Genomic DNA, 24,241 nt, shown 5'->3' with positions numbered 1-24,241 from the left:
ACGCATGTCGGACTCCAACGCCCGTCAAGCGCCCGGCGACGGCAAACGTCTCGTCGTCGGCGTGTCGCTGTTCGTGCGCGGCGCCGGCCAGTCGCTGTGGGAAAACGGCATCTTCCAGAACTGCCTGCTGCTGATCCTGCTGCTGCGCCAGTCGCCGCTCGTCGCGGAAGCCGTGATGGTGAACGGCGGCGAACAGGTCGCCGATCCGCAGATGATGCTCGGCGAATGGGACGTGCCGCTGCTGACGATGGATGAAGCGCTGCAGCGCTGCGACGTGCTGATCGAAATGAGCGCGCAGTTCGGCGCGGACTACCTGCGCGCGTTCCACGAGCGTGGCGGCAAGGTCGTCACGATGCGGGTCGGCAACGACTACGTGATCGACATCGAACGCGCGATGTTCAACAAGCCGTCGGGCTTCCTGTTCTCGGGCGCGCCGTACGACGCGGTGTGGACGATTCCCGAGTTCGAGCGCTCGTGCCTGCACTATTACCAGACCGGCCTGCGCGCGCCCGTCACGATCGTCCCGCACATCTGGCATCCGATGCTGTTCGACAAGGCGCGCGCGACGCTCGGCGGCGGTTTGTCGTACGGCTATCAGCCGGGCAAGCCGCGCTGGCGCGTGACGATGTTCGAGCCGAACATCTGCATGGTGAAGACGAGCATCATCCCGATGCTGGTCACGGAAGAGGCGTACCGCGCCGATCCGCGGTTCCTGGAGTTCGTGCGCGTGTGCAACACGATCCACATCAAGGAGCACGCCACCTTCGTCCACTTCGCGAAGAGCCTCGACATCGTGAACCACGGGATCACGACGTTCGAAAGCCGTTATGCGGTGTACGAGTTCATGGCCGCGTACGGCGATGCGGTGGTGTCGCACACGTGGGAAAACGCGCAGAACTACCTGTATTACGAGCTGCTGTACGGCGACTATCCGCTGATCCACAACTCGCCGTTCCTCGGCAAGGCCGGGTATTTCTATCCGGACTTCGACTGCCAGGCCGGCGGCCGCGCGCTGCTGCAGGCATTCGCCGAGCACGACGCGAACCTGGAAGCCTACCGCGAGCAGTCGAAGCACGTGCTGTCGTCGGTCAGCATCTACAACCCCGCGAACGTCGCCGCTTACTCGGACGCGATCGCCGCCCTTTATCGCGACGCGTGACGCGCCGCCCGCTCCGGACCCCGACATGAACGCACGCTCGCCCCTTGCCCGCACGAAATGGCTGATCGGCTGCGCCGTCGCGTCGATCGCGATCGGCGCGCACGCGCAAGCGGCTGGCGAATCGGCCGATTCGCTGCTGCGCGATTCGGACATGGTGTTCAAGCAGCTCGACGCCGGCCAGTACGGCGCCGTGTGGAGCGGCGCCGCCGCGTTCGTGAAGGCGCGCATCAAGCAGGACCAGTTCGCGGCCGACATGCAGCGTGCGCGCCAGTCCTTCGGCGCGGTCGACCATCGCGGCTGGGCGCAGATCACGCGCATCCGCTACACGAATTCGTCGACGACGCCGGACGGCCTCTACGCGAACGTCGATTACGCGACGACGCTCACGAGCGGCGCGACCGTGTTCGAGAAGCTGAGCTTTCGTCTCGACGACGACGGCCGCTGGCACCTGACGGGCTACGTGCCGCGCCAGTCGCAAGGCACCGTGCAGTAAGCGAAGAACCACCCGCCTCACCGGAGCCGATATGAAACTCAATGTCGCGATAACGATGAACGTGCAGCGCGACGCGACGCAGTCGATCTGGTACAACGGCGCGAACCAGCACTGCGTGTACCTGTACATGCTGCTGAAGCAGTCGCCGCTGATCGGCGAGGTCTGGCTCGCGCACGACGACGGCATCACCGACTACCCGCAGGCGCTGATGATGGACGCGTTCGGCGACGCGCTGCGGCCGCTGTCGTCCGTCGTCCACCAGACCGACCTGCTGATCGAGATGAACGCGTTCGTCGATCCGTCGCACACGGAGGTCGTGCGCCGGCGCGGCGGCAAGTGCGTGTCGTACCGCTTCGGCAACGACTACGTGATCGCGGTCGAGACGATCAACTTCGAGAAGAACGACTGGCGGCCGAACCCGCACCGCGTGCAGTTCGACGAGATCTGGACCAACCCGCAGCACATGCACACGTGCGCGGCTTATTTCCAGGCCGTCTATCGCGCGCCGGTGATCGAGCTGCCGCACATCTGGTCGCCGTATTTCATCGAACGCAGCCTCGCGGCCGACCCCGAACTGAAGGCGCGCTTCGGCTATCGCAACCACGGCCCCGCGAAGCGCATCGCGTTTTTCGAACCGAACCTGAACGTCGTGAAAAGCTCGATCGTGCCGATGCTCGCCGCGAACGCGTGCTACGTCGAACACCCGGAGCTCGTCGAACACGTGTACATGACCAACACGTTCGACAAGAAGGAAAACGTCGCTTTCAAGCATCTCGCGCTCGGGCTCGAGATGGTGCGCGACGGCAAGGCGACGGCCGACGTGCGTGCGCCGTTCGTCGCGTGGGCCGCGCATCACACCGACATCGTCGTGTCGCATCACTGGGAAAACGGCCTCAACTACCTGCTGTACGACGCGCTGTACGGCAACTACCCGCTGGTGCACAACTCGCCGTTCCTGCGCGACGTCGGTTACTACTACCCGGACTTCGAGATCTTCGATGCGGCGCGCGCGATCGCAACCGCCGCGCAGACGCACGACGCGCGGCTCGACGACTACGCGGCGGCCGCCCGCCGCTGCCTGCACCAGGTCGACACGCTCTCCGAACACAACGTCCGCGCCTATTCCGCGCAGATCCAGCACCTGTTTGCCGGCCGCGCGCCCGGCTGACCTCTTTCGCCTGCCCCTCGCCCATGAATCAGACCGTCCGCAACTTCGTCGTGATCGATTCGATCCACGGCCCGTTCGTCATCAACCGTCACTGCGCGCTCCAGGCGGAGGCGCTGATCAAGACCGGCCGGCCGCATATCCAGGGCGAGCTCGACGTGATGATGCCGGTGATCGACCAGTTGCCCGACGGCGCGATCGCCGTGGACGGCGGCGCCAATGCAGGGCTCGTGTGCGTGCCGATCGCGCATCGGCTGCGCGAGCGCGGCGGCCGCGTCTATGCGTTCGAGCCGCAGCGCACGCTGTTCCAGGCGCTCGGCGGCACCGTCGCGCTCAACCAGCTCGACAACCTCCATCTGCTGAACATGGGGCTCGCGAGCGCCAACGGCACGATGAAGGTGCCCGAAGTCGACTACGGACAGGACGCCGACTTCGGTCAGGTCTCGCTCGTCGACGCACACGCGGCGGGCGGCACGCCGACGCCGGTCGTCAGGCTCGATTCGCTCGGCCTGCCGCGGCTCGACTTCCTGAAGCTCGACATCGAAGGGATGGAGATCGACGCGCTGCACGGCGCGCGCCAGCTGATCGAAACGCATCTGCCGTGGTGCTGGATCGAATACTGGAAGGTCGGCGAAGCGCCGATCATCGCGACGTTCGCCGGTCTCGACTACACGTTCTACCGGATCGACGGGCTGAACATGCTCTGCGTGCCGAACCCGCGCTGGGACCGGCAACGCCTGATCATCACGGGCGAACCGCTCGCCGTCGCCGCGGCGGCCGAAAGCGGCGCGGACAGCCCGGCTGCCGCCGACACCGATACCGACACGTCCGAGACGAACTGGAACCGTGCGCTCGACCACGAATCGCGCTGCGAGTGGGGGCGCGCGATCGACCGCTGGCAACGCGCGCGCGGCCGCGGGCTCGACGACGATGCGATCGCGCTGCAGCTCGCGTCGTGCTACGGCTTCGCCGGCGCGCCCGAGGCCGGGCTCGCGGCACTCGAGCGCTTCGGCGATCCGGCCGCGCTGCCCGACGCGACGCGCGGCCGGATCGAACTGGCGCGCGCGGGGCTGCTGCTGCGCGCCGGCCGGCGCGACGAGGCCGCACGCGCCACCGTCGCCAGCGAAAACGTCCTGACGGCCGCGCAGTTCGGGCTGCCGACGGAACGGCTCTATCAGGGCCAGTCGCTGCAAGGCAAGCGGCTGCTCGTGCTCAGCTACGGCGGCGTCGGCGATCAGCTCCAGTACGCGCGTTACCTGCATGCGCTCGACTCGCTCGGTTGCGCGAGCGTGACCGTCGTCGTTCCCGACGCGCTGACGGGCCTGCTGCGCCATACGTTCCCGCGCATCGAGTTCGTCGGTGCGCACGGCGCGTGGGTCGATGCGTCGCAGATCACACACGACTACTGGTGCTCGTTCCTGATGCTCGCCGCGCAGTTCGGCTACGCACCGGCGCCGGAAGGCGTGCCGGCCGCGTACCTGTCGTGCCCGCCCGCGCAAGCGGCCGCATGGCGCGAGCGTGTATCGCGCGACGGTCACTCGGCCGACACGCGCCGCATCGGGCTCAACTGGCGCGGGCGCGACGACAGCGACGCGCGCTTCCATCGCGCGGCCAGCCTGCGTGACTTCGCGCCGCTGACCCGGATGCAGGGTCACGCCGCGTACTGCATCAACCGCGACCTGTCCGCGCAATCCGAGCAATCGGACCTGCCGGTGACGTTCCCGCATCAGGCAATCGGCGATTTCAGCGATCTCGCGGCACTGACGCTCGCGATGGACGCCGTGGTGACCACCTGCACCGCGCACATCCACCTTGCCGGCGCGCTCGGTGTGCCGGCCGTGCTGCTGCTGAGCCCGAAGGCCGACGCGCGCTGGGAAACCGGCTCGCGCACCGCGCTCTATCCCGGCATCCGGATCGTGCGCGCCGCGCACGTCGGCAAATGGGACGACGCGATCGACCGCGCGATGGCGCTGGTGCTCGGCGGTTTCGGGAAGAATTGATCGATTGGCCGCGCGTCCGGGCTGCTGCGCCCGGACGACGTCGAAGCCGGCCGCACGCCGGCCGGCACGCGCATCGCGCGCTACACCAACACCCGATCGCCGCTTTGCGCGGCGAACACGCGGCCATGCCGCCGCCCCGTGTGCGCGAGCACCGCGAAGCAACGGGCCACCGGCCGGCTGGCGCCGGCGGATTGCTTGAAGAGGTTGTCGGATACGCCCCGCGCGATCGCCGAATCGTCGCCGCACGCGCCCGCGATGACGCCGGCGTAATAGTGCCGCGCCGCCAGCTCGCGGCTGCGGGCGTCGAGCGGCTTCATCCGCTGAATGCGACGCGCGACGGCTTTCAGGCCGTCGAGATAGGGCGCGACATCGATCGGCACGTCGGTCGATTCGGCGCCCAGTTGCCACAGCATGTCGGCCAGCTCGGCGAGCGCGACCAGGTCGCGCGCATCTGCCGCCTGCGTGCCCGTTCCGACTCCGGCCTTCGTCTCCGCCATGCCCACGCCCCTTTTGTCATTCGTCCCGGCCCCGCGCCGGCCCCGCCCTGCGCACATCACGCGCGCCGCCCCGCCTGTTCGCGCGCCATCACGCGGCGGCCGGCGACCGCCATGAAAAGCGGATGCCCTGCGCCCACGCGACGCCGGCATCCACGACGATCTGCCGGTCGATCTCGGTCTCCACGCCTTCGACGACGACGTGCCGCGCACCTTCTTGCGCGAACGCGATCAGCCTGCGGAACTGGTAGCGCCCGATCGAGTTGCGCTTGATCATCGACAGGATCGACCTGTCGAGCTTCACGATGTCGGGATTGCCGACCACCAGATTGTTCAATGCACTGAAGCCGACGCCGAAATCGTCGATCGCGATGCGGCATCCGGCCTGCCGGAAGCGGTTCACGAACGACCGGCCCGCGACGGGGTTCAGCGGCCCCGTCTCCGTGATTTCGATCACCAGCCGCGCGGCGACCGACGGCTCGCGCTCGAGCCGCTTGAAAATGGCCAGCCACGCGTCGTCGACGACCGCGCTCGCCGCCGCGACGTTGCAACCGTAGACGGCGGCCGGATCGGCGCGCAGCCCGTCGATCGTCCTGCCGACCACGAGCCGGTCGAACCAGCGCATCAGCCCGAGCGACTCGAGACGCGGCAGGAAGGCGAGCGGCGGCAGCACATCGCGCTCGCCCCACCGCAATCGCGCCAGGCATTCCCGGTACAGCACGCCCCCCGACAGATCGGCCCGGCACACGGGCTCGTGCGCGAACCCGAGCCGGCTTTCCACGAAACTGCGTACCGACGCGAGGTCGGGGTGATCGTCGGGTGCGCCGAACACGAGATCGATTTCGTCACGATTCGCTTCCCGATTCGCCTCCAGGCGAGCTTCGACCGCATTCATCCGGCGCTCCGGCAAATGGCGAGCCCAGACCACGGCTCGACCTCAAGAAACATGCGGAGCAAGCCGATCCTGACGTGCTCCGCCGCCTACCCGGCCCATCCTGTTATGTCGATCTTTTCCGGGGGCGTACTGTTCGCTTCGGCGCGCCGTCAAATTCGATATTTTCAACAATATTCAGTATCTGGGAATACACCATGCGCACCCGATGCCGACAGTGCGACAGGTTACACAACATCAATTGCAGAACCCCGAATCGAAACCGTTTCTCTTTTTCGCCTAAACAGCTTTGTCCGAATCGATTTTTCCGCGATTTACCGGTCTCGAAAATCGGAAATTCGCCAATTAATATGACGAATAACGATTCGTGAAGCATCGCCCTCTACTCATGCCCGGGCTTGCCGCACCAGCCTTCTACACGGGCGACCATTCACCGGAAACCCGCCGCCGCGCATCATTCGATCACCGCAGCATTCAATTTTCTCGTTTCAAACGATATTGTGAATTTTCAAAGCAGAATCAAACCGTGTTGAATCAATAATAGCGCGCTTAATTATATGATGATTAACGATTGAAACATCTTTAACAATCTTCCAGACTTGTTAACCTATAAACTTATTTCCGACGGACTTCCCTCGGAGCCGTCAATTTCGTGCCTTCGAAAACCGTCGAACCGACCCGGTTCGGCGGTTTCTTTTTTTAACGGCACTATTTCGTCAGACATTAGGGTAGGACAACCCCGAGGGCGGCCGGCGGCGCAACGAATGTGCGCCGCGGAAAAGCGGACGTTATGCGGCCGTTGCGCCGACCAGATTCGCGAGCAGCGCGTCGTACTCGGCGACGAGCGCGGGATTCGCCGACGTGTAGCGGCCGAGGATCTCGCGCTGGCGCCGCGTGTACGCTTCCCAGTCGTCGTCGTGCGTATGCAGCGCGCGCAGCAGCGCATCGGCGCCCTGCTGCACGTCGTTGTCCGGGTAGTAGTAGCCCAGATCGGGCGCGAGGCTCGCGTTGTGCACGAGCGGGTAGCCCTGCCAGCACACGTCGAAATAGAAATAGTTGAGCGGGTTCGACCATTGATGCGACACGACGATATCGGTCAGGTCGGCCAGGAACAGCGGCGTGTCGAAGCGCCCGACGAAGCTCGCCTTGCCCGCACGCACGATGTCCAGGTAGTTCATCAGCATCACGAACTCGGGGCTGTCGTGCGCGAGGCGATCGGCGTTCGTCACGTGCGTGAAGCAGATCGCATCGGGGTCGCGCCGATACGCTTCGTCGATGATCAGCATCGGATACACGCAGAACTTCACGACGTTGTGATTCGGCTCCATCACCGTCAGCCGCTTGCCGGGCTCGCTGCGCGGCCGGTATTCGCCGTGTTCGGGCAGCGACTGCGCACGCGCGCTCAGGAACATCGGATCCCACACGAACGGCACGACGCGCCCCGGGCAGCGGCGCAGCGACTGCAGGAACGGCAGTGACGACGGCGCGATCTGCGGAATCGCCCACACCTCGTCGTAGCCGCGGTTGATGAAGAGCGCGTCCCACATCCGGCGGCCGAACAGCATCGACTCCATCGCGTTGATGTACTCGACGCCGCAGCAGTAGCTGACGATCTTCGCACCGCGCGCTTTCAGGTAGGCCGTCTGCTCGCCGTCGATCTGCCCGCCAAGCTCGATCACCACGTCGAGCGCATCCTTCATGTCGGCGAACGCGCGCGTGTCGTACACGCCGCGATCCCACGGCAACGCATCGGTGAGCGGCACGTCGGTGGTGTTGACCAGCGTCACGCGGTAGCCGTGCGGCGACGCCATCAGCAGCTTCGCGAGAAACAGCGCGTTCTGCTTGATGCCGTTGATCCACAGGCTTTCGTCGGGGGCACGCAATCCGATCGTGATACCGATGCGCAGGCCGTTCAGGGCAGGAGACGTCATCGTCGGCGGGATGGAAGGTTGGAAGGGGTGGAATGGACGCAGTGTAGCGCGCGAGGCGCCGCCCGCGTCAAGCGGCGGCGCACGCCGGCGCCAACCCGGCATTCTATCGGAGCGCCGGCCCGCACACTGTCATGGATGGTTAGTGCCCGGCGCGCGGCGCGGGCGGGCCGCACAAATGCGCAAGGCCGTTATACGATACTCGGGCTGCCCGCCGCGCCGCCAGGTTGCGGCTTGTTTTTGGCATTCGAACGGACAACCCACGACCTCGCCGCAACACGATTGAAAAAGGCTGACAAATGGAACACGACGCCGCGCAAGTCTTCCAGAAAATCCATGACGAAAAGGGGTGGCACTCTCAGGAGAGCGTGTCCGGGTGGGGTTCGGAGCTGAAGAACACCGCGCAGATCATTCGCGAGCTGCCCGGGTTGCTGCGCCGCTTCGGGGTGCGTTCGATGCTCGATGCGCCGTGCGGCGATTTCAACTGGATGCGCCATGTCGACCTCGACGGCATCGACTACATCGGTGCGGATATCGTGCAGAACCTCGTCACGGCCAACCAGGCGACCTGGACTGCGCCGAACCGTCGTTTCGTGCATCTCGACCTGCTGAAGGATCCGCTGCCGGACGCCGACCTGATCCTGTGCCGCGACTGCCTGTTCCACTTTTCCCATGCCGACGTGTTTCGCGCATTCGAGCGTTTCGCGGCCACCAACGCGCGCTACCTGCTGACCACGACCTTCATCTACCGCAGCTATCCGCGCAACGCGAGCATCGCGACCGGCCAGTGGACGCCGATCAACCTCGAAATGGCGCCGTTCGATCTCGATCCGCCGCTGACGCTGATCGTCGAAGGCAGCAACGAATGCATCATCTACGGCGGCGATCTCGGCACGGTGCCCATGTCGGATCGCTGTCTCGGGCTCTGGAGCATGGAGAGCGTTCGCGAGCGCCTGCGGCGCCCGCTTCCCGACTTTTCGGGTGCACGATGATCGTCCTCAGCCATTTCAGTCACGACGCACCCGCGAGCCTCGAGAATCACCGCCGCTACGCGCAGGCGCACGGCTATCGTCACGAGATCGTCGACGCTTCCGCGATGCCGCAGGCGCTGCCGTTGCGGCCGCTGTATCGCTACGAATCGCTGCTCCACGTGCTCCGCGGCGCGCAGCCCGACGAACTCGTGCTGCTGCTCAGCGAAGACGCGGCGATCGTCGAACCCGTCGCGCTGGATCGCCTGATGCCCGGGCGCGACATGCTGCTCGTCGGCGCCTTCGCCCACCCGCTGCCTCAAGTCGACGTGCAGGTCTGGCGCAACACGGCGGCCGTGCGGGCGATCGTGATGCGACTCGTGCAGCGGTGCAAGCTCGGCAGCGAGCCGCGGCTCACGTCGGAGGCCGCGCTGTTCGCGGATCTGGACACGCATCACTACATGACGTTGATCGACGGGCTGTGCCCGGTGATGCCGACCGGCCCCAACCTCGATCCGATGTGGAGCCGCGTACCGACGTTCGCGATCAGCATCGACGACACGCCGCACGATCCCGAACGCAAAGGCGCGACGCCGCGCTTTCGGGACGCGCTGGTCGCGTACATCAACCGATGCCGCGCCGCCGGCCAGCCGATGTTCTCGTTCGATCACGACGCAGGCAGCGAGCCGGCCGATTCCGCCGAGCGCAGCACTTACAACCCCGGCCGATCGATTGCCGTGATGACGCTATACACGCCGAACATCGGCAACTACGCGCGCATCGCGGAACAGAATTTCCGGCGCTACTGCGACACACACGGCTACACGCTCTACGTGCATCGCGACATTCCCGGCGAGATCGAGCTGAACGCGACCGGCAACTGGTTCAAGCCGTGGCTGCTGCACGGCTATCTGCAGCACCATGACTGGGTGGTGTGGCTCGACGCCGACGTGCTGATCGCCGACCAGCAGAAAGCGCTGGAACCGCTGCTCGAAGGGCGCGACTGGCTGCTCGCGCACGACATCGGCCAGTGGGCGTTCAACTCGGGCGTGATGGCGTTTCGGCGCACCGAGCGCAACGATGCGATGCTGCGCGACATGATGGCGACGATCACCGCGCTGCAGGACAGGTCGAGCGTCTATGCGAGCGACGGTGACCAGTTGCACTTCATTCGCGCGATGGAGCGCGACGGGCAGCTGGATGGGGAAGGCGTGGCCGATCTCGTCAGCTTCAACACGCCCTGGCTGTTCCGCCGCGCGGACAGCTACATCGTGCATTACTACGGGATGTGGTCCGACATGCGCGCACTGATGATGGCGCACGACGACGGTCTGCTGCGCTGAAGCCACCGATCCGGAATCAAAACCGCGAGCGACTGCGCCGGCTGGATGCCTACCAGCCGGCGCGCGTCGCTTGCCGTCAGACCGGCGAGGTGGTCGGCGCGACGGCGGCCGGGTCGGTCAAGCTGGCCTTGCCGGTTTCGACGTGCCCCGCGATGCGACGCGTCCAGCCCGTATTCCCCGCGACCGCGAACTGCAGGTCGTACCAGTGGCTACTGCACGACAGATCCCAGTGCGCTTCGATGCGCTGCCCCGGCGGAATCGTCAGCGTGCGCGCCGGCCCGCCGTACGCGACATCGGTCGCCGTGACCGTCAGTGCGCTGGCGCCCGCATTGGCAAGCGTCACGTAGACGTCGCCGTTGGCGGCGTCGTAGCACGGCGTGATTTCAGGCTTCGCGCCGGCATCCGCGGCGGCGGACCCCGCGAAGCGCCGGAAATAGCCGTTCGGGCCCCACACGCTCACCAGATAGTTGCCGTTCGCGTCGAGCGCCCACGTATCGGTCAGTTGCTTGCCCGCTTCGACCGTGTAGCGGCGCGGCATCGCGGTGGGGTCACCCGTATAGACCCAGAAGTGCGCACCTTGCGTGCCGGTGTTCGCAAACGTCACCGCGTAACCTTGCGCGCCGAGCTGGCCGGTGACGTGCAATTCGTACGGCAGCGCACGCGCGGGCCGCGTGCCGGGTTCCTGCGCCGTCACGACCTGCTGCGCGGTGCTGGCCGGCGCGGTCTGCGACGATGCGCGCGAACATTGCAGATCCGCCTGCGCGACATACGCCTGCGTGCTCGGCAGGGTTGGCACCGTGGCATCCGATTTCGAGAAGTCGAGCGCCGACGTCAGGTCGCCGCAGATCGCGCGGCGCCACGGCGAGATGTTCGTTTCCACCACGCCGAAGCGCTTCTCGATGAATTGCAGCACCGACGTGTGATCGAAGACCTGCGAGCACACGAAGCCGCCCTTCGACCACGGCGAGACGACGAACATCGGCACGCGCGGGCCGAGGCCGTACGGCAGGTTGTCGGCCGTGTACGTGCCCGTCTGCGTCGACGTCACCACGTTATGCCGCTCGAGCGACACGTCCACGGTGCTCATGCCGGAGCCCGGCAGCGTCGGTGCCGACGGCGGCACGACGTGATCGAAGAAACCGTCGTTCTCGTCGTACATGATGAGCAGGACGGTCTTGCTCCACACGTCCGGATTCGACGTCAGTGCATCGAGAATGTTCGACAGGTAATACGCGCCGTAGAGCGGCGTGAACTTCGGATGTTCCGAATACGCGGCGGGCGGCAGCAGCCACGAGACCTGCGGCAGCGCGTTCGCCTGCACATCGGCTTTCAGCTGCGTGATCGAGCGCGTGCTCATCCCGCGCGTCTGCAGCGACGAACCGGCCGGCGCATTCACGAAGTTGTTGAAGCACGCCAGCATGTTCGTACCGTAGTTGCCGGTGAAGTTGTCGAACCCGGTGCCCTGCTGGTAGATCTGCCACGAGATGCCCGCTTTCTCGAGGCGCTCCGGATAAGTCGTCCAGCTGAAGGGCGGCAACTGGATCTTGTCGAACTGGTTGTCGATGTAGTCGGTGTTGTCGAGCAGCGGGCCGCCGCCCGTGCCGAGCGGATCGACCATGCCCGTCATCAGGTACATGCGGTTCGGGTGCGTGTTGCCCGGAATCGAGCAGAAGTAGTTGTCGCACACGGTGAACGCATCCGCGAGCGCGTAATGGAACGGGATGTCGTCGCGGACGTGATAGCCCATCGTCATGTTCGACTTCTGCACCGCCCATTGGTCCGCGCGGCCGTTGTCGATCGCGCCGTGCGTCGTCGCCCACGTATGCGGCAGGCCGCCGATGCACTGCGCGTTGACGCCCGGGACGGTCGTGTCGTAGCGGAACGGCGCGATCACGCTCGTCTTGTCTTCCTGCCGCGGCTGGAACCAGACCGGCTTGCCGTTCGGCAGCGTGACCGGGAATCGGTCGTTGTAGCCGCGCACGCCGCTCAGGTGACCGAGGTAGTGGTCGAACGAACGGTTCTCCTGCATGAACACGACGATGTGCTGCACATCCTGGATCGTGCCCGTCACGGTATTCGGCTCGATCGCAAGCGCCTTGCGGATCGATTCGGGAAGCAGTGCGGTGGCGGCGGTCGCGCCGGCGAGGCCGGCGGAGAACTTCAGAAAATCGCGTCGCGAATGGGTGGCCATGCTGGTTGCTCTTGATTGGATTTCTGGTGGGAACGGCCGGTATCAGGAAGCGGGCGAGGATGCAGGCGCGGTGAAACCCGGCGGGCAGTGCATCTGCGCGGTGGCGACGGCGCCGCCGCCGCACGCGGCCTTCTGCTGTGCGACGGGCGCGGGGTCGGTGGTCAGGTCGTCGCCGCAGGCGCTGAGGAGTGCGATCAGCGTGAGCGAGCCAACGACCGCGAAGGGCCGGAGGGCCGACTTTCGCATAACGTATCTCCGTGGATGTGATGACGTGACACGAGCGCGGACCCGCGCCGGTCATATCGTCGCCGAGATGCTAATTACCACGTGTTACACAACGGTGTCGCGTGCAGGCAGAGGTCGACGTGCTCGCGAACGGAGACACGTGAGGGTGTGGCGGGATACGTCGTGTGTTGCGCGTAATGCAATCGAAAGATTCGCACTGCTCACGCGTGCCGTGACGATCGATGCGGTGTCATAGCGACAACGCGCATGCGGTGAATCGCGCAGCGGTTCGCGCGGGCCGGCAACCGCAGCCGCCGGCCCGCGCACAACGAGAAAGCCCGACTCAGCCTTCCGCCATCATCAGCAGCTGCGCGCCATCCGCGACCTGGTCGCCGACACCGTACAGCACTTCGGCAACGACGCCCGCGCTCGGCGCGCCGATCGTGTGCTCCATCTTCATCGCTTCCATCACGATCAGCGGCGTGCCGGCTTCGACTTTCTGGCCGGGCTCGACCAGCACCGCGATCACCTTGCCGGGCATCGGCGCGGTGAGCCGCCCGCCGCCCTGCTCGACGTCGCCCGCATGCGCGATCAGGTTGCGCCATTCGAACGTCTCGGCCGCGCCCTGCGTGAACACATGGAACGTGTCGCCGTCCGCAACCACGCGACCGCTGCTGCGCACGCCGCCGAGCGTCACGTCGAAATCGAGCGGCGTGGCGCCGCGCGCCCACACGAACGGCTGCGCGGCTTCGTCGCCGGCCGCGATGCGTGCACCGGCGCCGTCGTCTTCATACACAACCGTCAGGTCCGCTTCGCGATCGGTCGCATGCCATTCGAGCGTGCGGCGATAACCGCCGTTCAGCCGCCAGTCCGGCAGCGCGCCCCACGGCGATGCACGATGCGCGACCGCCCCGCGCTCGCGCGCGAGGAGCGCCGCGCAGGCCAGCGCGAGCATCGCGCGCGGCGGCTGTTGCGGCGCGAACAACGCGTCGTGGTTGCGCTCGATCAGGCCCGTGTCGAGGTCGGCCGTCGCGAACGGCTCGCACGCGACGATCCGCTGCAGGAACGCGGCATTCGTATGCAGGCCCACCACCTCGCATGCGCGCAGCGCGCGCAGCATCAGGCCCAGCGCTTCCGCGCGGTCGGCGCCGTGGACGATCAGCTTCGCGATCATCGGATCGTAGAACGGCGTGATCGCATCGCCTTCGCGCACGCCGCTGTCGACGCGCACCGCCGCGCCGATGGCGAACTCGACGCCGGCCGGCAGCCGCAGGTGCTTCAGCGTGCCGGTGGACGGCAGGAAGCCGCGCCCGGGATTCTCCGCATAAAGGCGCGCCTCGAGCGCGTGGCCCTGCACGCGCAGCTCGTCCTGTTTCAGCGGCAGCGGCTCGCCGGACGCGACGCGCAGTTGCCATTCGACGAGGTCGAGCCCCGTGACCATCTCGGTGACCGGATGCTCGACCTGCAGGCGCGTGTTCATTTCCATGAAGTAGAACGCGTCGCCCGTCATGATGAACTCGACGGTGCCCGCGCCGACATAAGCGACCGCGCGCGCGGCCGCGACGGCCGCCTCGCCCATCGCGCGGCGTAGGTCGTCGGGCAGGCCCGGCGCCGGCGCTTCCTCGAGCACCTTCTGGTGACGGCGCTGCACCGAGCAGTCGCGATCGAACAGGTACACGGTATTGCCGTGCGTGTCGCCGAACACCTGCACCTCGACGTGGCGCGGGCGCGTCAGGTATTTCTCGATCAGCACGCGGTCGTTGCCGAAGCTGCTCGCCGCTTCGCGCTGGCACGACGCGAGCGCCGCGGGGAAATCGTCGGAGCGCTCGACCACGCGCATCCCCTTGCCGCCGCCGCCCGCGCTCGCCTTCAGCAGCACCGGGTAACCGATCTCATCCGCTTCGCGATGCAGGTGGACCGCGTCCTGGTCGTCGCCGTGATAACCGGGCACGAGCGGCACGGCCGCCGCGTGCATCAGTGCCTTCGCGGCGGCCTTCGACCCCATCGCCGCGATCGCGTCGACCGGCGGCCCGATGAACGCGATGCCGGCCGCTTCGCATGCATGCGCGAAATCCTCGTTCTCCGACAGGAAGCCGTAGCCGGGGTGGATCGCCTGCGCACCGGTCGCGCGTGCGGCTTCGATGATGCGCTCGATGCGCAGATAGCTGTCCGCGGCGGCCGAGCCGCCGATGTGCACGGCTTCGTCGCACGCGGCCACGTGTTTCGCGTTCGCGTCCGCGTCGGAATAGACGGCGACGCTCGCGATCCCGAGACGTTTGCACGTCGCGGCGACGCGGCACGCGATTTCGCCGCGGTTGGCGATCAGAATCTTGTCGAACATGGCTTCGGTGTCGTCCGGAAAGTGTGGGTCACGAGGGCGTCATTCACGCCACGACGGCGTGCGCTTTTCGAGGAAGGACGCGATCCCTTCGCGCGCTTCCGCGCCGGCGCGGGTCCGCGCGATCCACTCGGCGGTCTGCTCGATCAGCGTCGCGTCGAGCGCGCGGCCGGCCACGTCGGTGACGAGCTGCTTGCATGCGCGCACCGCGTCGGGGCCGTTCGCGACCAGCGCCGCGGCCAGCTTCGCGACCGTTTCGTCGAGCGCGTCGGCCGGCACCGCGTCGTGAATGAAGCCGAGCGACGCCGCGCGCGCGCTGTCGAACACCTCGGCCGTCGTGAAGTAACGGCGCGCCGCGCGCTCGCCCATCGCGCGCACGACGTACGGCGCGATCGTCGCGGGAATCAGCCCGAGCCGCGCTTCCGACAGGCAGAACTTCACGCCGTCGGCGGCGATCGCGATATCGGCCGCCGCGACGAGGCCCACGCCGCCCGCATACGCGTCGCCATGCACGCGCGCGATCACCGGCTTGCCGCAGCGATGGATCGCCTCGAGCATCCGCGCGAGCTTGCGCGCGTCGGCGCGGTTCTCGTCGTCCGAGTAACCGGCCATCTTCTTCATCCAGTTCAGGTCCGCGCCCGCGCAAAACGCGGTGCCTTCCGCCGCGAGCACGATCGCGCGCACGCCGGCGTGCGCATCGAGCCATTCGAACGCGGTGGTCAGCTCGGCGATCGTCGTCTCGTTGAACGCGTTGCGCACGTCGGGACGCGCGAGCGTGACGGTCGCCACGCGATTCGCTTCGACTGCCTTGATGGTTTCGTATCGCATCGTCCGCTCCTTGCTCGTTACATCCGGAACACGCCGAAGCGCGTGTCGTCGATCGGCGCGTTCATCGACGCGGCCAGGCCGAGCCCGAGCACGTCACGCGTCTGCGCAGGGTCGATCACGCCGTCGTCCCACAGCCGCGCGCTCGCGTAATACGGATGGCCCTGGCGCTCGTACTGGTCGCGGATCGGCTGCTTGAATGCTTCCTCTTCGTCGGTCGACCACGAACCGCCCTTCGCCTCGATGCCGTCGCGGCGCACGGTCGCGAGCACCGACGCGGCCTGCTCGCCGCCCATCACCGAGATGCGGGCGTTCGGCCACATCCACAGGAAACGCGGCCCGAATGCGCGGCCGCACATCCCGTAGTTGCCGGCGCCGAACGAGCCGCCGATGATCACGGTGAACTTCGGCACCTTCGCATTCGACACGGCCGTCACCATCTTCGCACCATGCCGCGCGATGCCTTCGTTCTCGTACTTGCGCCCGACCATGAAGCCCGTGATGTTCTGCAGGAACACGAGCGGAATCTTGCGCTGGCAGCACAGCTCGATGAAATGCGCGCCCTTCACGGCCGACTCGGAGAACAGGATGCCGTTGTTCGCAACGATCCCGACCGGGTGGCCCCAGATGTGCGCGAAGCCCGTGACGAGCGTCGTGCCGTAGCGTGCCTTGAATTCGTCGAATTCGGAATCGTCGACGATGCGCGCGATCACCTCGCGCACGTCGAACGGCTTGCGCGTATCGACGGGAATCACGCCGTACAGGCTCTTCGCGTCGTAGCGCGGCAGCTTCGGCTCGCGCAGCGCCACCGGCGACGCGATCTTCGGCGCCAGGTGATCGACAATGTTGCGCGCGATCGACAGCGCATGCGCGTCGTTCTGTGCGAGATGATCGGCCACGCCCGACAGGCGCGTGTGCACGTCGCCGCCGCCGAGATCCTCGGCGCTCACTTCCTCGCCGGTCGCGGCCTTCACGAGCGGCGGCCCGCCGAGGAAAATCGTGCCCTGGTCCTTCACGATGATCGACTCGTCGCTCATCGCCGGCACATACGCGCCGCCCGCCGTGCACGAGCCCATCACGACGGCGATCTGCGCGATCCCCGCCGCCGACATCGTCGCCTGGTTGAAGAAGATGCGGCCGAAGTGGTCGCGATCGGGGAACACGTCGTCCTGGTTCGGCAGGTTCGCGCCGCCCGAATCGACGAGGTACACGCACGGCAGCCGGTTTTCCGCGGCGATTTCCTGCGCGCGCACGTGCTTCTTCACGGTGACCGGGTAATAGGTGCCGCCCTTGACCGTCGCGTCGTTGCACACGATCACGCACTCGCGGCCCGCGATCCGGCCGATCCCGGTGATGACGCCCGCGCCTGGCGCGTCGTCGTTGTACATGCCGTTCGCCGCAAGCTGCGACAGCTCGAGAAACGGCGCACCCGGATCGAGCAGTTGCGCGATGCGGTCGCGCGGCAGCAGCTTGCCGCGCGACAGGTGCTTGTCGCGCGCGGCCTGGCCGCCGCCCTGCGCGAGCTGTTCGATCTTCGCGCGCAGGTCGGCGACGACCGCCTCGAGCGCCGCGGCGTTCGCGCGGAAATCTTCCGAACGCGGGTTCAGTTTGGATTCGATGATCGGCATCGACGGGGCTCCGTTCGCGTGACGTGGGGCGTTACATCGTTTCCGCGAACAGCTCGCGGCCGATCAGCATCCGGCGGATCTCGCTCGTGCCGGCGCCGATCTCGTACAGCTTCGCATCGCGCCACAGGCGGCCGACCGGGTATTCGTTGATGTAGCCGTTGCCGCCGAGGATCTGGATCGCCTCGCCGGCCATCCACGTTGCCTTCTCCGCCGTATAGAGGATCACGCCCGCGCAGTCCTTGCGCACCTGGCGAATGTGGTCGCTGCCCGCCGAGTCGAGATGGCGGCCGACCGCGTACAGGTACGCGCGGCACGCCTGGAACGTGGTGTACATGTCGGCGACCTTGCCCTGGATCAGCTGGAATTCGCCGATCGACTGGCCGAACTGCTTGCGATCGTGGATATACGGCACGACCGCATCGAGGCACGCGGCCATGATGCCCGTGGGCCCGCCCGACAGCACCGCGCGCTCGTAGTCGAGGCCGCTCATCAGCACCTTCACGCCGCCGTTGAGCTGGCCGAGGATGTTCTCTTCCGGCACTTCGACGTCCTGGAACACCAGCTCGCCCGTGTGCGAGCCGCGCATGCCGAGCTTGTCGAGTTTCTGCGCGACCGAAAAACCCTTCATCCCCTTCTCGACGATGAACGCGGTGATGCCGCGCGAATTCGCTTCGATATCCGTCTTCGCATAGACGACGAGCGTGTCGCAATCGGGGCCGTTGGTGATCCACATCTTCGTGCCGTTCAGCACGTAACGATCGCCGCGCTTGTCGGCGCGCAGCTTCATGCTGACGACGTCGGAGCCGGCGTTCGGCTCGCTCATCGCGAGCGCGCCGATGTGTTCGCCCGACACGAGCTTCGGCAGGTATTTCTGCTTCTGGGCCTCGGTGCCGTTGCGGTGGATCTGGTTCACGCACAGGTTCGAGTGCGCGCCGTACGACAGGCCGATCGACGCCGACGCGCGCGAGATCTCCTCCATCGCGACCATGTGTGCCGTGTAGCCCATGTTCGCGCCGCCGTATTCCTCGGCCACCGTCATGCCGAGCACGCCGATATCGCCGAACTTCTTCCACAGATCCATCGGAAACTGGTCGGTGCGGTCGACCTCCGCCGCGCGCGGCGTGATTTCCTTCGCCGCGAACGTCGCGACGGCATCGCGCAGCATCTCGATGTCTTCACCGAGCATGAATTGCACGCCGGGCAGGTTGATCATGTCTCCTCCGTCTCCAGAAAGTGTGTTGCACTCACCGATTTCTGAGTTTCGCTCAGATCGAATGAATGCGCCGATTCATTGACCAATACAGCGGAAATTTTGCACAGTTTCGCGCCTCGCCGGGTTCGGCGTCAATAGTTTTTTGAGTGACACTCAGATATCATGCGGACATGACAGCCGCTACCGCCGACACCATGACCGACACCGTCAAAGCCGACCGCGCCGACGCGCCGCGCGCGCCCGCCGGGCGCAAATCCCAGCAGCGCGTGCAGGACATTCTGCGCGCCGGCCGTGAAGTGTTCGCCGAAAAGGGTTACGAGCATGCGACGGCCGCCGAGATCGCGCAGCGCGTGGGCGTGTCGGAGGCGACGGTGTTCAGCTACTTCCGCGGCAAGCGCGAGCTGTGCGCACGCGTCATCGCGGATTGGTACGACGAAATCATCGCCGCGTTCGAGCACGGGATGCCGCAGGAGGCGTCGGTGCAGCAGCAGTTCGCGTTCATCGTCCGCACCCACCTGCGGCTGATGCTCGTGAACGGCACGGGGCTGTGCGCGCTGGTGCTGTCGGAAGGTCGCGCGAAGCAGCATGCGCTGAGCGACGAGCTCACCGCGCTGCAGCGCCGCTACACGGCGCCGCTGATGGACGTGCTCGCGCGCGGCCAGGCGGCCGGGCAGGTTCGCGCGGACCTGCCGCTGAGCCTGCTGCGCTCGATGGTGTTCGGGCCGATCGAGCACGTGCTGTGGGATGCGATCCTCGGGCACCGCAAGCTCGATACGGAAACGACGGCCACGCAGCTGATCGACATGCTGTGGGCCGCCGTGCAGCCGCCCGCGCCGGAGCAGGCGGCGCTCGTGCGCTTCAGGAACGAAGTGGCGGAAGCCGTGCGGCGGCTGGAAGGCGAAAGCACGCGCGCATAGCGCGCGGCGGCGCGCCGGTCAGTTGGCGAGGCGGCAGTGGGCCAGCTTCAGCCCCGGCAACACCGGTGCATCGATATAACCTTCGTTCACGCAGCTGAACCGGAAACTCGAAGACGCCGTGAACGGCTTGATCTCGCCGCCGGGAAATTTCGGTTTCAGCGCATCCTGGTCGGCCACGTCGAAATGCGTGTCGAACTGTTCGCCGTCGGACGTCAGCGCGCCGAAATACGTGCCGCCCGGGTCGCTGCCCATCCGGATCACGGCGCCGACGAACACCAGGCGCTTGCCGTCGTATTTCGTTTTCGCGGCGGCCATGTCCTGTGTGTAGGCCTCGATCACGGCGCCGTAATGCGCGTCGATCGCGGGCTCGCCGTCCGGTGCTGCAAAAGCGGTCTGGTGAACGCCCGCCAGCATGGCGCACGCCGCGAGCGCGGCCGCCGCGAACGGCGCGGAAATCTTTTTCATTGGGTGGTCTCCCGTCTAGCTCGGTGGTTGAAGTGACTGACGTCGGCGCTGCGCCGGCTGCCCGGCACAACGCCCGATAAATGCGCTGCCGTTTTTAATCGTTCGAATGGCGGAACACGGCTGCGATCACTTCACCACCCGCATGGTCGAATGCGGTGCGCAGCGTCGCGCTGAACGCGACGTGACAAGAAGATGACATGTGCGGCCCCCGGCTCTCTCGTTGAATTTCACTGCGTGTGATTTTGGGCGCTACGGTAGCAGACGGCCGACGGCCCGGCAACCAAGGCCCATGCGCTGCCGATCGCCTCATTACAATTGCAAATGATTCTCATTACATATATCATGCGCATCCTGGTTGCGGCGACACGCTGCGGCCCGCGACCCGATCCTTAGTACTCCGTCCTGCATCGATTCATGCCATCCCGTCGAACGCCCCGCCGCGCCCGGACCCTTCGTCCGTGGCGCACAAGCCTGCCTGCCCTGATCACCCTGTGCGTCGCGAGCGGCACGCATGCCGCCACCGCCGAACGCGCGGACACCACACCCGCCGCATCGACCACCACGACGCCCGCCGAACACGAACTCCCGGCCATCAGCGTCAACGCGTCGGCGGCCGTCGATCCGACGATCGGCTATCAGCCGCGTACCACCAGCATCGCGGGCGGCGACGACCGTTCGCTCAAGGAGATTCCGCAATCGGTCGCGGTAGTCAGCAGCGCCGTGATGCAGGACCAGCAGGCGCGCTCGCTCGACGACGTGCTCGGCAACATCAGCGGCGTCACGCAGACCAACACGCTCGGCGGCACGCGCGACGCGTTCACCAAGCGCGGCTTCGGGTCGAACAACGATGGCTCGGTGCTCGTCGACGGCGTGCGCACGCCGGTGCTGCACAGCTATCTCGCGACGATCGACCGCGTCGAAGTGCTGAAGGGCCCGGCGTCGCTGCTGTACGGGATGCAGGACCCGGGCGGCGTGATCAACCTCGTCACGCGCAAGCCGGAAGACACGTTCGGCGGCTCGATCTCGGCATCGCGCACGAGCCACGGCGGCGGCAGCGCGCTGTTCGATCTCACCGGCCCGCTCGGCAAGCCCGGCCAGGTCGCGGGCGGCACGCTCGCGTTCCGGCTGACCGGCGAATACGACACGAGCCGCTACTGGCGCAGCTTCGGCCGCCAGCGCGACGCGCTGATCGCGCCCGCGCTGTCCTGGCACGACGCGAACACGTCGATCGACGTCAGCTACCAGTACGTCGACTACACGACGCCGTTCGATCGCGGCACCGTGCTCGTGAACGGCCAGCTCGACGATGCGTTGCGCTACCGCCGCTACGAGGAAGCGTGGTCGCAAAGCAGCGGCATCCAGGAAACGCTGCGCGCGCGCATCGAGCACCGCTTCTCCGACGCGTGGCGCATGCGTGCAACCTACGGCTGGGGCCGCGATCGCTACGACCAATACATTACCCGCGCCACCGCGTTCAACAGCAAGACGGGCGCAATGACGCGCTCGTCCGATGCGAACCTCGGGCGCAACGATTCCGACCAGATCGCCACACTGGGCCTGCTCGGCAACGTGACGCTTGCCGGGATGAATCACGCGCTCTACGTCGGCGGCGAATACGAGCGGCAGCGCAGCTTCCGCGGCGACACGATCCGCGGCAAGGCGACGACGGGTTTCAATCTCTACGATCCCGTGTACGGCATGCTCGCGCCGGGCGGCACGCCGAACCCGAAGCAAAGCGATTCGCGGTCGGTGGTGCATGCGTATTCGATGATCGTGCAGGACTCGGTGAAGCTCACCGACCGGCTGACCGCCGTGGGCGGGCTGCGCTGGGAAAACTGGCAGCAGGAATCGGGGATGGGCCGGCCGTTCGTGTTCGCCGACCGCTCGCGCGGCAATGTCTGGCTGCCGCAGTTCGGGCTCGCGTATGCGCTCACGCCGGCGCTGACCGCGTATGCGAACGTGAGCCGCTCGTTCAAGCCGAACGTCGCAACGAACGTCACCGCGCCGCTCGCGCCGGAATACGGCCGTGTGCTCGAAGCCGGCCTGAAGTTCAGCCTGAAGCCCGCGATCACGGGCACGCTCGCGGTCTACCAGATCGACAAGCGCAACGTCGCGGTCACGGTGGGCGACATCACGTCGACGATCGGCACCGCGCGCTCGCGCGGGATCGAGCTCGACGTCGCGGGGCAGATCACGCGCCACCTGAGCGTGATCGGCAGCTACGCATACACGAACGCGAACGATCGCGACAGCAACACGCCGCTCGTCAACGTCGCGCGCCATACGGGCAGCCTGTTCGCGGTGTACGACACGGCGATCGCGAACCTGCCCGGCCGCTGGCGCTTCGGCGGCGGCGCGCGCCTCGTCGGCGCACGTCCCGGCGATACCGCGAACAGCTTCACGCTGCCCGGTTACGTGACGGTCGACGCGTTCGCGGCCTACGAAACGACGATCGGCAAGTTCCCGACACGCATCCAGCTCAACGTGAAGAACCTGCTCGACAAGACCTACTACCCGTCGAGCAACAACAACCTGATCGTCGCGGTCGGCGAACCGCGACTCGTCACGCTGACGACAACGGTGTCGTTCTGACGGCCGGGGCGGCCGGGGCAGCCGTAAACCGGGCCCGGGTCATTCCGCCGTCGGCGGGCAGACCCGGTAGAACACGACGGTGCACAGCAACAGGAAGCCTGCCAGGATCGCCATGCCGGTCCGGATGCCCGCGTAACCGATGATCATCGCGCCGAGGATCCCGGACAGGCTCCCGCACGCGTTGATCAGTGCGAGGCCGGCCGCCGCGGCCGCACCGGACAGCACGCGTCCCGGCAGCGTCCAGTAGATCGGCATCAGCGACAGGATGCCCGACGTCGCGACGGTCAGCATGATCAGCGCGAGCCAGAAGCTGTCATGCGCCACGGTCGCGACGAACAGGCCGACGGCGGCCAGCGCGACCGGCACCACGCCGTGCCGGCGCAGCCGCCCGGACTTCTCCGCGACCTTCGCGTTCACGTACATGCAGATCGCCGCGACGCCAAACGGGATGGCCGTGAACAGTCCGACATCCAGGCTGTTCGCGACGCCCGCGTCATGAAACAGCGTCGGCATCCAGAACGTCAGCCCGTAGAAAGCGGTGTTGAAGAGGATCATCACGACGATCAGCGCATAGATCTTCGGTGTCCGGAACGCATCCGCGACGCGATGCGACTTGGACGCCGCCTCCTTCGCGACATTCGCCTCGATGATCTGCTTCTCGCGCGGCGTCAGCCAATCGACGTCGGCCGGCCGGTTGCGCAGCAGCGCCAGGATCACGACGCCCAGCACCGCGGACGGCAGCCCTTCGAGCAGGAACAGCCACTGCCATCCCTTGATGCCGGCCACGCCGTTCATCGTCTCCAGGATCGCGCCGGATAGCGGCGCACCGAACACGACGGCAATCGGCAACGCCATCAGGAACAGCGAATACATGCCGCTCTGGCGCCGGGCGGGCAGCCACGTGTTCGTGTAATACATCACGCCCGGCACGAAACCGGCCTCGCAGACACCAAGCAGGAAGCGCAGTGAATAGAACGCGGCCTCGTTCCTCGAGAAGATCATCAGGGTCGACACGATCCCCCACGTGATCATGATCCGCGCAATCCATGCGCGTGCGCCGACCCGCCGGAGGATCAGGTTGCTCGGAATCTCGAACAGCATGTAGCCCCAGAAGAACACGCTCGCACCGAGTGCGAAGGACGCATTCGTCAGGCCGAAATCGGCCGCCATCTGCAGTTTGGCAAAACCGATGTTCACGCGGTCCAGATAGGACATGATGAAGCCGAGGAAAAACAGCGGGACGATCCTCAGTACCACCTTCCGGTACAACGCGTCTTCGTGCAGTGTTTCGGTGCTTGCGCCGAGCGCGAGCGTGACGTCCGCCTTCATCATCAGTTCTCCCGATGAAAACAAGAGCTTCGGCGGAGATGGATGCGATCCTACGCCGGTTCGTTTCGCAATCCCG

The 24,241-nt window shown here is 66.4% G+C and carries 19 protein-coding genes; 8 read left to right on the top strand and 11 right to left on the bottom strand.

Going from position 1 to position 24,241, the window contains the following annotated elements; all coding sequences use genetic code 11:
* The first annotated feature begins 4 nt into the window (after positions 1-4).
* Genes H3H55_RS19340 through H3H55_RS19325 form a run of 4 tightly spaced genes read left to right on the top strand, consistent with a single transcriptional unit; the run spans position 5 to position 4,817 of the window.
* Positions 5-1,159 carry a DUF2827 domain-containing protein gene (locus H3H55_RS19340; protein WP_193099810.1) on the top strand — a complete coding sequence of 385 codons (1,155 nt, stop codon included), beginning with the start codon at positions 5-7 and terminating at the stop codon, positions 1,157-1,159.
* A gap of 25 nt (positions 1,160-1,184) precedes the next feature.
* A complete protein-coding gene (locus H3H55_RS19335) occupies positions 1,185-1,652 on the top strand; it encodes a DUF4019 domain-containing protein (protein WP_193099809.1) in 468 nt (155 codons plus the stop codon).
* Positions 1,653-1,683: 31 nt separating this feature from the next.
* Positions 1,684-2,820, top strand: a complete 1,137-nt coding sequence (locus H3H55_RS19330; protein ID WP_193099808.1) for a DUF2827 family protein — start codon at positions 1,684-1,686, stop codon at positions 2,818-2,820.
* Positions 2,821-2,843: 23 nt separating this feature from the next.
* Complete coding sequence (locus H3H55_RS19325) at positions 2,844-4,817, top strand: FkbM family methyltransferase (protein ID WP_193099807.1); 1,974 nt, start codon at positions 2,844-2,846, stop codon at positions 4,815-4,817.
* An 80-nt stretch (positions 4,818-4,897) separates the two neighbouring features.
* On the opposite strand, the gene H3H55_RS19320 is transcribed toward H3H55_RS19325, so the two are convergent.
* From H3H55_RS19320 to H3H55_RS19310, 3 genes are all read right to left on the bottom strand, one after another.
* On the bottom strand, positions 4,898-5,314 hold the full coding sequence (locus H3H55_RS19320) for a hypothetical protein (protein WP_193099806.1): 417 nt from the start codon (positions 5,312-5,314) through the stop codon (positions 4,898-4,900).
* A gap of 88 nt (positions 5,315-5,402) precedes the next feature.
* Positions 5,403-6,206 (bottom strand): EAL domain-containing protein, encoded by an 804-nt coding sequence (locus H3H55_RS19315; protein ID WP_129515745.1) that lies wholly within the window; start codon positions 6,204-6,206, stop codon positions 5,403-5,405.
* 785 nt (positions 6,207-6,991) lie between these two features.
* Positions 6,992-8,134, bottom strand: a complete 1,143-nt coding sequence (locus tag H3H55_RS19310) for a DUF2827 domain-containing protein (protein WP_048246596.1) — start codon at positions 8,132-8,134, stop codon at positions 6,992-6,994.
* A gap of 296 nt (positions 8,135-8,430) precedes the next feature.
* On the opposite strand from H3H55_RS19310, the gene H3H55_RS19305 reads away from it, so the two are divergent.
* Together H3H55_RS19305 and H3H55_RS19300 are read left to right on the top strand one after the other, a co-directional pair.
* Complete coding sequence (locus tag H3H55_RS19305) at positions 8,431-9,123, top strand: class I SAM-dependent methyltransferase (protein ID WP_193099805.1); 693 nt, start codon at positions 8,431-8,433, stop codon at positions 9,121-9,123.
* Complete coding sequence (locus H3H55_RS19300; RefSeq protein WP_193099804.1) at positions 9,120-10,442, top strand: galactosyl transferase GMA12/MNN10 domain protein; 1,323 nt, start codon at positions 9,120-9,122, stop codon at positions 10,440-10,442. Before H3H55_RS19305 ends, H3H55_RS19300 begins: the two co-directional genes overlap by 4 nt.
* A gap of 76 nt (positions 10,443-10,518) precedes the next feature.
* Here H3H55_RS19300 and H3H55_RS19295 read toward each other — a convergent pair whose 3' ends face one another.
* The 6 genes from H3H55_RS19295 to H3H55_RS19270 all read right to left on the bottom strand — a co-directional run bounded on the left by H3H55_RS19295 (position 10,519) and on the right by H3H55_RS19270 (position 18,862).
* Complete coding sequence (locus H3H55_RS19295) at positions 10,519-12,633, bottom strand: phosphocholine-specific phospholipase C (protein WP_193099803.1); 2,115 nt, start codon at positions 12,631-12,633, stop codon at positions 10,519-10,521.
* A 42-nt stretch (positions 12,634-12,675) separates the two neighbouring features.
* Positions 12,676-12,879 (bottom strand): hypothetical protein, encoded by a 204-nt coding sequence (locus H3H55_RS19290; protein WP_193099802.1) that lies wholly within the window; start codon positions 12,877-12,879, stop codon positions 12,676-12,678.
* Between the two features lie 322 nt (positions 12,880-13,201).
* Positions 13,202-15,199 (bottom strand): acetyl/propionyl/methylcrotonyl-CoA carboxylase subunit alpha, encoded by a 1,998-nt coding sequence (locus H3H55_RS19285; RefSeq protein WP_193099801.1) that lies wholly within the window; start codon positions 15,197-15,199, stop codon positions 13,202-13,204.
* 39 nt (positions 15,200-15,238) lie between these two features.
* Positions 15,239-16,024 (bottom strand): enoyl-CoA hydratase/isomerase family protein, encoded by a 786-nt coding sequence (locus H3H55_RS19280; RefSeq protein ID WP_193099800.1) that lies wholly within the window; start codon positions 16,022-16,024, stop codon positions 15,239-15,241.
* Between the two features lie 17 nt (positions 16,025-16,041).
* Positions 16,042-17,649 (bottom strand): carboxyl transferase domain-containing protein, encoded by a 1,608-nt coding sequence (locus tag H3H55_RS19275; protein WP_129515752.1) that lies wholly within the window; start codon positions 17,647-17,649, stop codon positions 16,042-16,044.
* A gap of 31 nt (positions 17,650-17,680) precedes the next feature.
* Positions 17,681-18,862: an isovaleryl-CoA dehydrogenase gene (locus H3H55_RS19270; protein WP_048246614.1), complete on the bottom strand. Its 1,182-nt coding sequence runs from the start codon at positions 18,860-18,862 to the stop codon at positions 17,681-17,683.
* Positions 18,863-19,032: 170 nt separating this feature from the next.
* Between H3H55_RS19270 and H3H55_RS19265 the strand changes: the two genes are divergently transcribed.
* Positions 19,033-19,779: a TetR/AcrR family transcriptional regulator gene (locus tag H3H55_RS19265; RefSeq protein ID WP_080970850.1), complete on the top strand. Its 747-nt coding sequence runs from the start codon at positions 19,033-19,035 to the stop codon at positions 19,777-19,779.
* Positions 19,780-19,797: 18 nt separating this feature from the next.
* On the opposite strand, the gene H3H55_RS19260 is transcribed toward H3H55_RS19265, so the two are convergent.
* Entirely contained in the window at positions 19,798-20,244 is a 447-nt protein-coding gene (locus H3H55_RS19260) for a hypothetical protein (protein ID WP_193099799.1), read from the bottom strand.
* Between the two features lie 414 nt (positions 20,245-20,658).
* Between H3H55_RS19260 and H3H55_RS19255 the strand changes: the two genes are divergently transcribed.
* Entirely contained in the window at positions 20,659-22,836 is a 2,178-nt protein-coding gene (locus tag H3H55_RS19255; RefSeq protein WP_193099798.1) for a TonB-dependent siderophore receptor, read from the top strand.
* Between the two features lie 39 nt (positions 22,837-22,875).
* Here the strand turns inward: H3H55_RS19255 and H3H55_RS19250 are convergent, their stop codons facing one another.
* Positions 22,876-24,168 carry an MFS transporter gene (locus H3H55_RS19250; protein WP_226800306.1) on the bottom strand — a complete coding sequence of 431 codons (1,293 nt, stop codon included), beginning with the start codon at positions 24,166-24,168 and terminating at the stop codon, positions 22,876-22,878.
* Between the last annotated feature and the right edge of the window lie 73 nt (positions 24,169-24,241).

It is taken from the genome of Burkholderia sp. Z1 (genome assembly GCF_014893795.1).
Lineage (GTDB): Bacteria > Pseudomonadota > Gammaproteobacteria > Burkholderiales > Burkholderiaceae > Burkholderia > Burkholderia theae.
The sequence above is the reverse complement of the archived record's forward strand: the minus strand, read 5'-3'. Positions and strand labels throughout refer to the sequence as shown.

What these genes read in the sequence shown, in the direction of transcription:
- H3H55_RS19340 (WP_193099810.1), top strand. Translation starts at nt 5, where the DNA reads ATGTCGGACTCCAACGCCCGTCAAGCGCCCGGCGACGGCAAACGTCTC.
- H3H55_RS19335 (WP_193099809.1), top strand. Translation starts at nt 1,185, where the DNA reads ATGAACGCACGCTCGCCCCTTGCCCGCACGAAATGGCTGATCGGCTGC.
- H3H55_RS19330 (WP_193099808.1), top strand. Translation starts at nt 1,684, where the DNA reads ATGAAACTCAATGTCGCGATAACGATGAACGTGCAGCGCGACGCGACG.
- H3H55_RS19325 (WP_193099807.1), top strand. Translation starts at nt 2,844, where the DNA reads ATGAATCAGACCGTCCGCAACTTCGTCGTGATCGATTCGATCCACGGC.
- H3H55_RS19320 (WP_193099806.1), bottom strand. Translation starts at nt 5,314, where the DNA reads ATGGCGGAGACGAAGGCCGGAGTCGGAACGGGCACGCAGGCGGCAGAT.
- H3H55_RS19315 (WP_129515745.1), bottom strand. Translation starts at nt 6,206, where the DNA reads ATGAATGCGGTCGAAGCTCGCCTGGAGGCGAATCGGGAAGCGAATCGT.
- H3H55_RS19310 (WP_048246596.1), bottom strand. Translation starts at nt 8,134, where the DNA reads ATGACGTCTCCTGCCCTGAACGGCCTGCGCATCGGTATCACGATCGGA.
- H3H55_RS19305 (WP_193099805.1), top strand. Translation starts at nt 8,431, where the DNA reads ATGGAACACGACGCCGCGCAAGTCTTCCAGAAAATCCATGACGAAAAG.
- H3H55_RS19300 (WP_193099804.1), top strand. Translation starts at nt 9,120, where the DNA reads ATGATCGTCCTCAGCCATTTCAGTCACGACGCACCCGCGAGCCTCGAG.
- H3H55_RS19295 (WP_193099803.1), bottom strand. Translation starts at nt 12,633, where the DNA reads ATGGCCACCCATTCGCGACGCGATTTTCTGAAGTTCTCCGCCGGCCTC.
- H3H55_RS19290 (WP_193099802.1), bottom strand. Translation starts at nt 12,879, where the DNA reads ATGCGAAAGTCGGCCCTCCGGCCCTTCGCGGTCGTTGGCTCGCTCACG.
- H3H55_RS19285 (WP_193099801.1), bottom strand. Translation starts at nt 15,199, where the DNA reads ATGTTCGACAAGATTCTGATCGCCAACCGCGGCGAAATCGCGTGCCGC.
- H3H55_RS19280 (WP_193099800.1), bottom strand. Translation starts at nt 16,024, where the DNA reads ATGCGATACGAAACCATCAAGGCAGTCGAAGCGAATCGCGTGGCGACC.
- H3H55_RS19275 (WP_129515752.1), bottom strand. Translation starts at nt 17,649, where the DNA reads ATGCCGATCATCGAATCCAAACTGAACCCGCGTTCGGAAGATTTCCGC.
- H3H55_RS19270 (WP_048246614.1), bottom strand. Translation starts at nt 18,862, where the DNA reads ATGATCAACCTGCCCGGCGTGCAATTCATGCTCGGTGAAGACATCGAG.
- H3H55_RS19265 (WP_080970850.1), top strand. Translation starts at nt 19,033, where the DNA reads ATGACAGCCGCTACCGCCGACACCATGACCGACACCGTCAAAGCCGAC.
- H3H55_RS19260 (WP_193099799.1), bottom strand. Translation starts at nt 20,244, where the DNA reads ATGAAAAAGATTTCCGCGCCGTTCGCGGCGGCCGCGCTCGCGGCGTGC.
- H3H55_RS19255 (WP_193099798.1), top strand. Translation starts at nt 20,659, where the DNA reads ATGCCATCCCGTCGAACGCCCCGCCGCGCCCGGACCCTTCGTCCGTGG.
- H3H55_RS19250 (WP_226800306.1), bottom strand. Translation starts at nt 24,168, where the DNA reads ATGATGAAGGCGGACGTCACGCTCGCGCTCGGCGCAAGCACCGAAACA.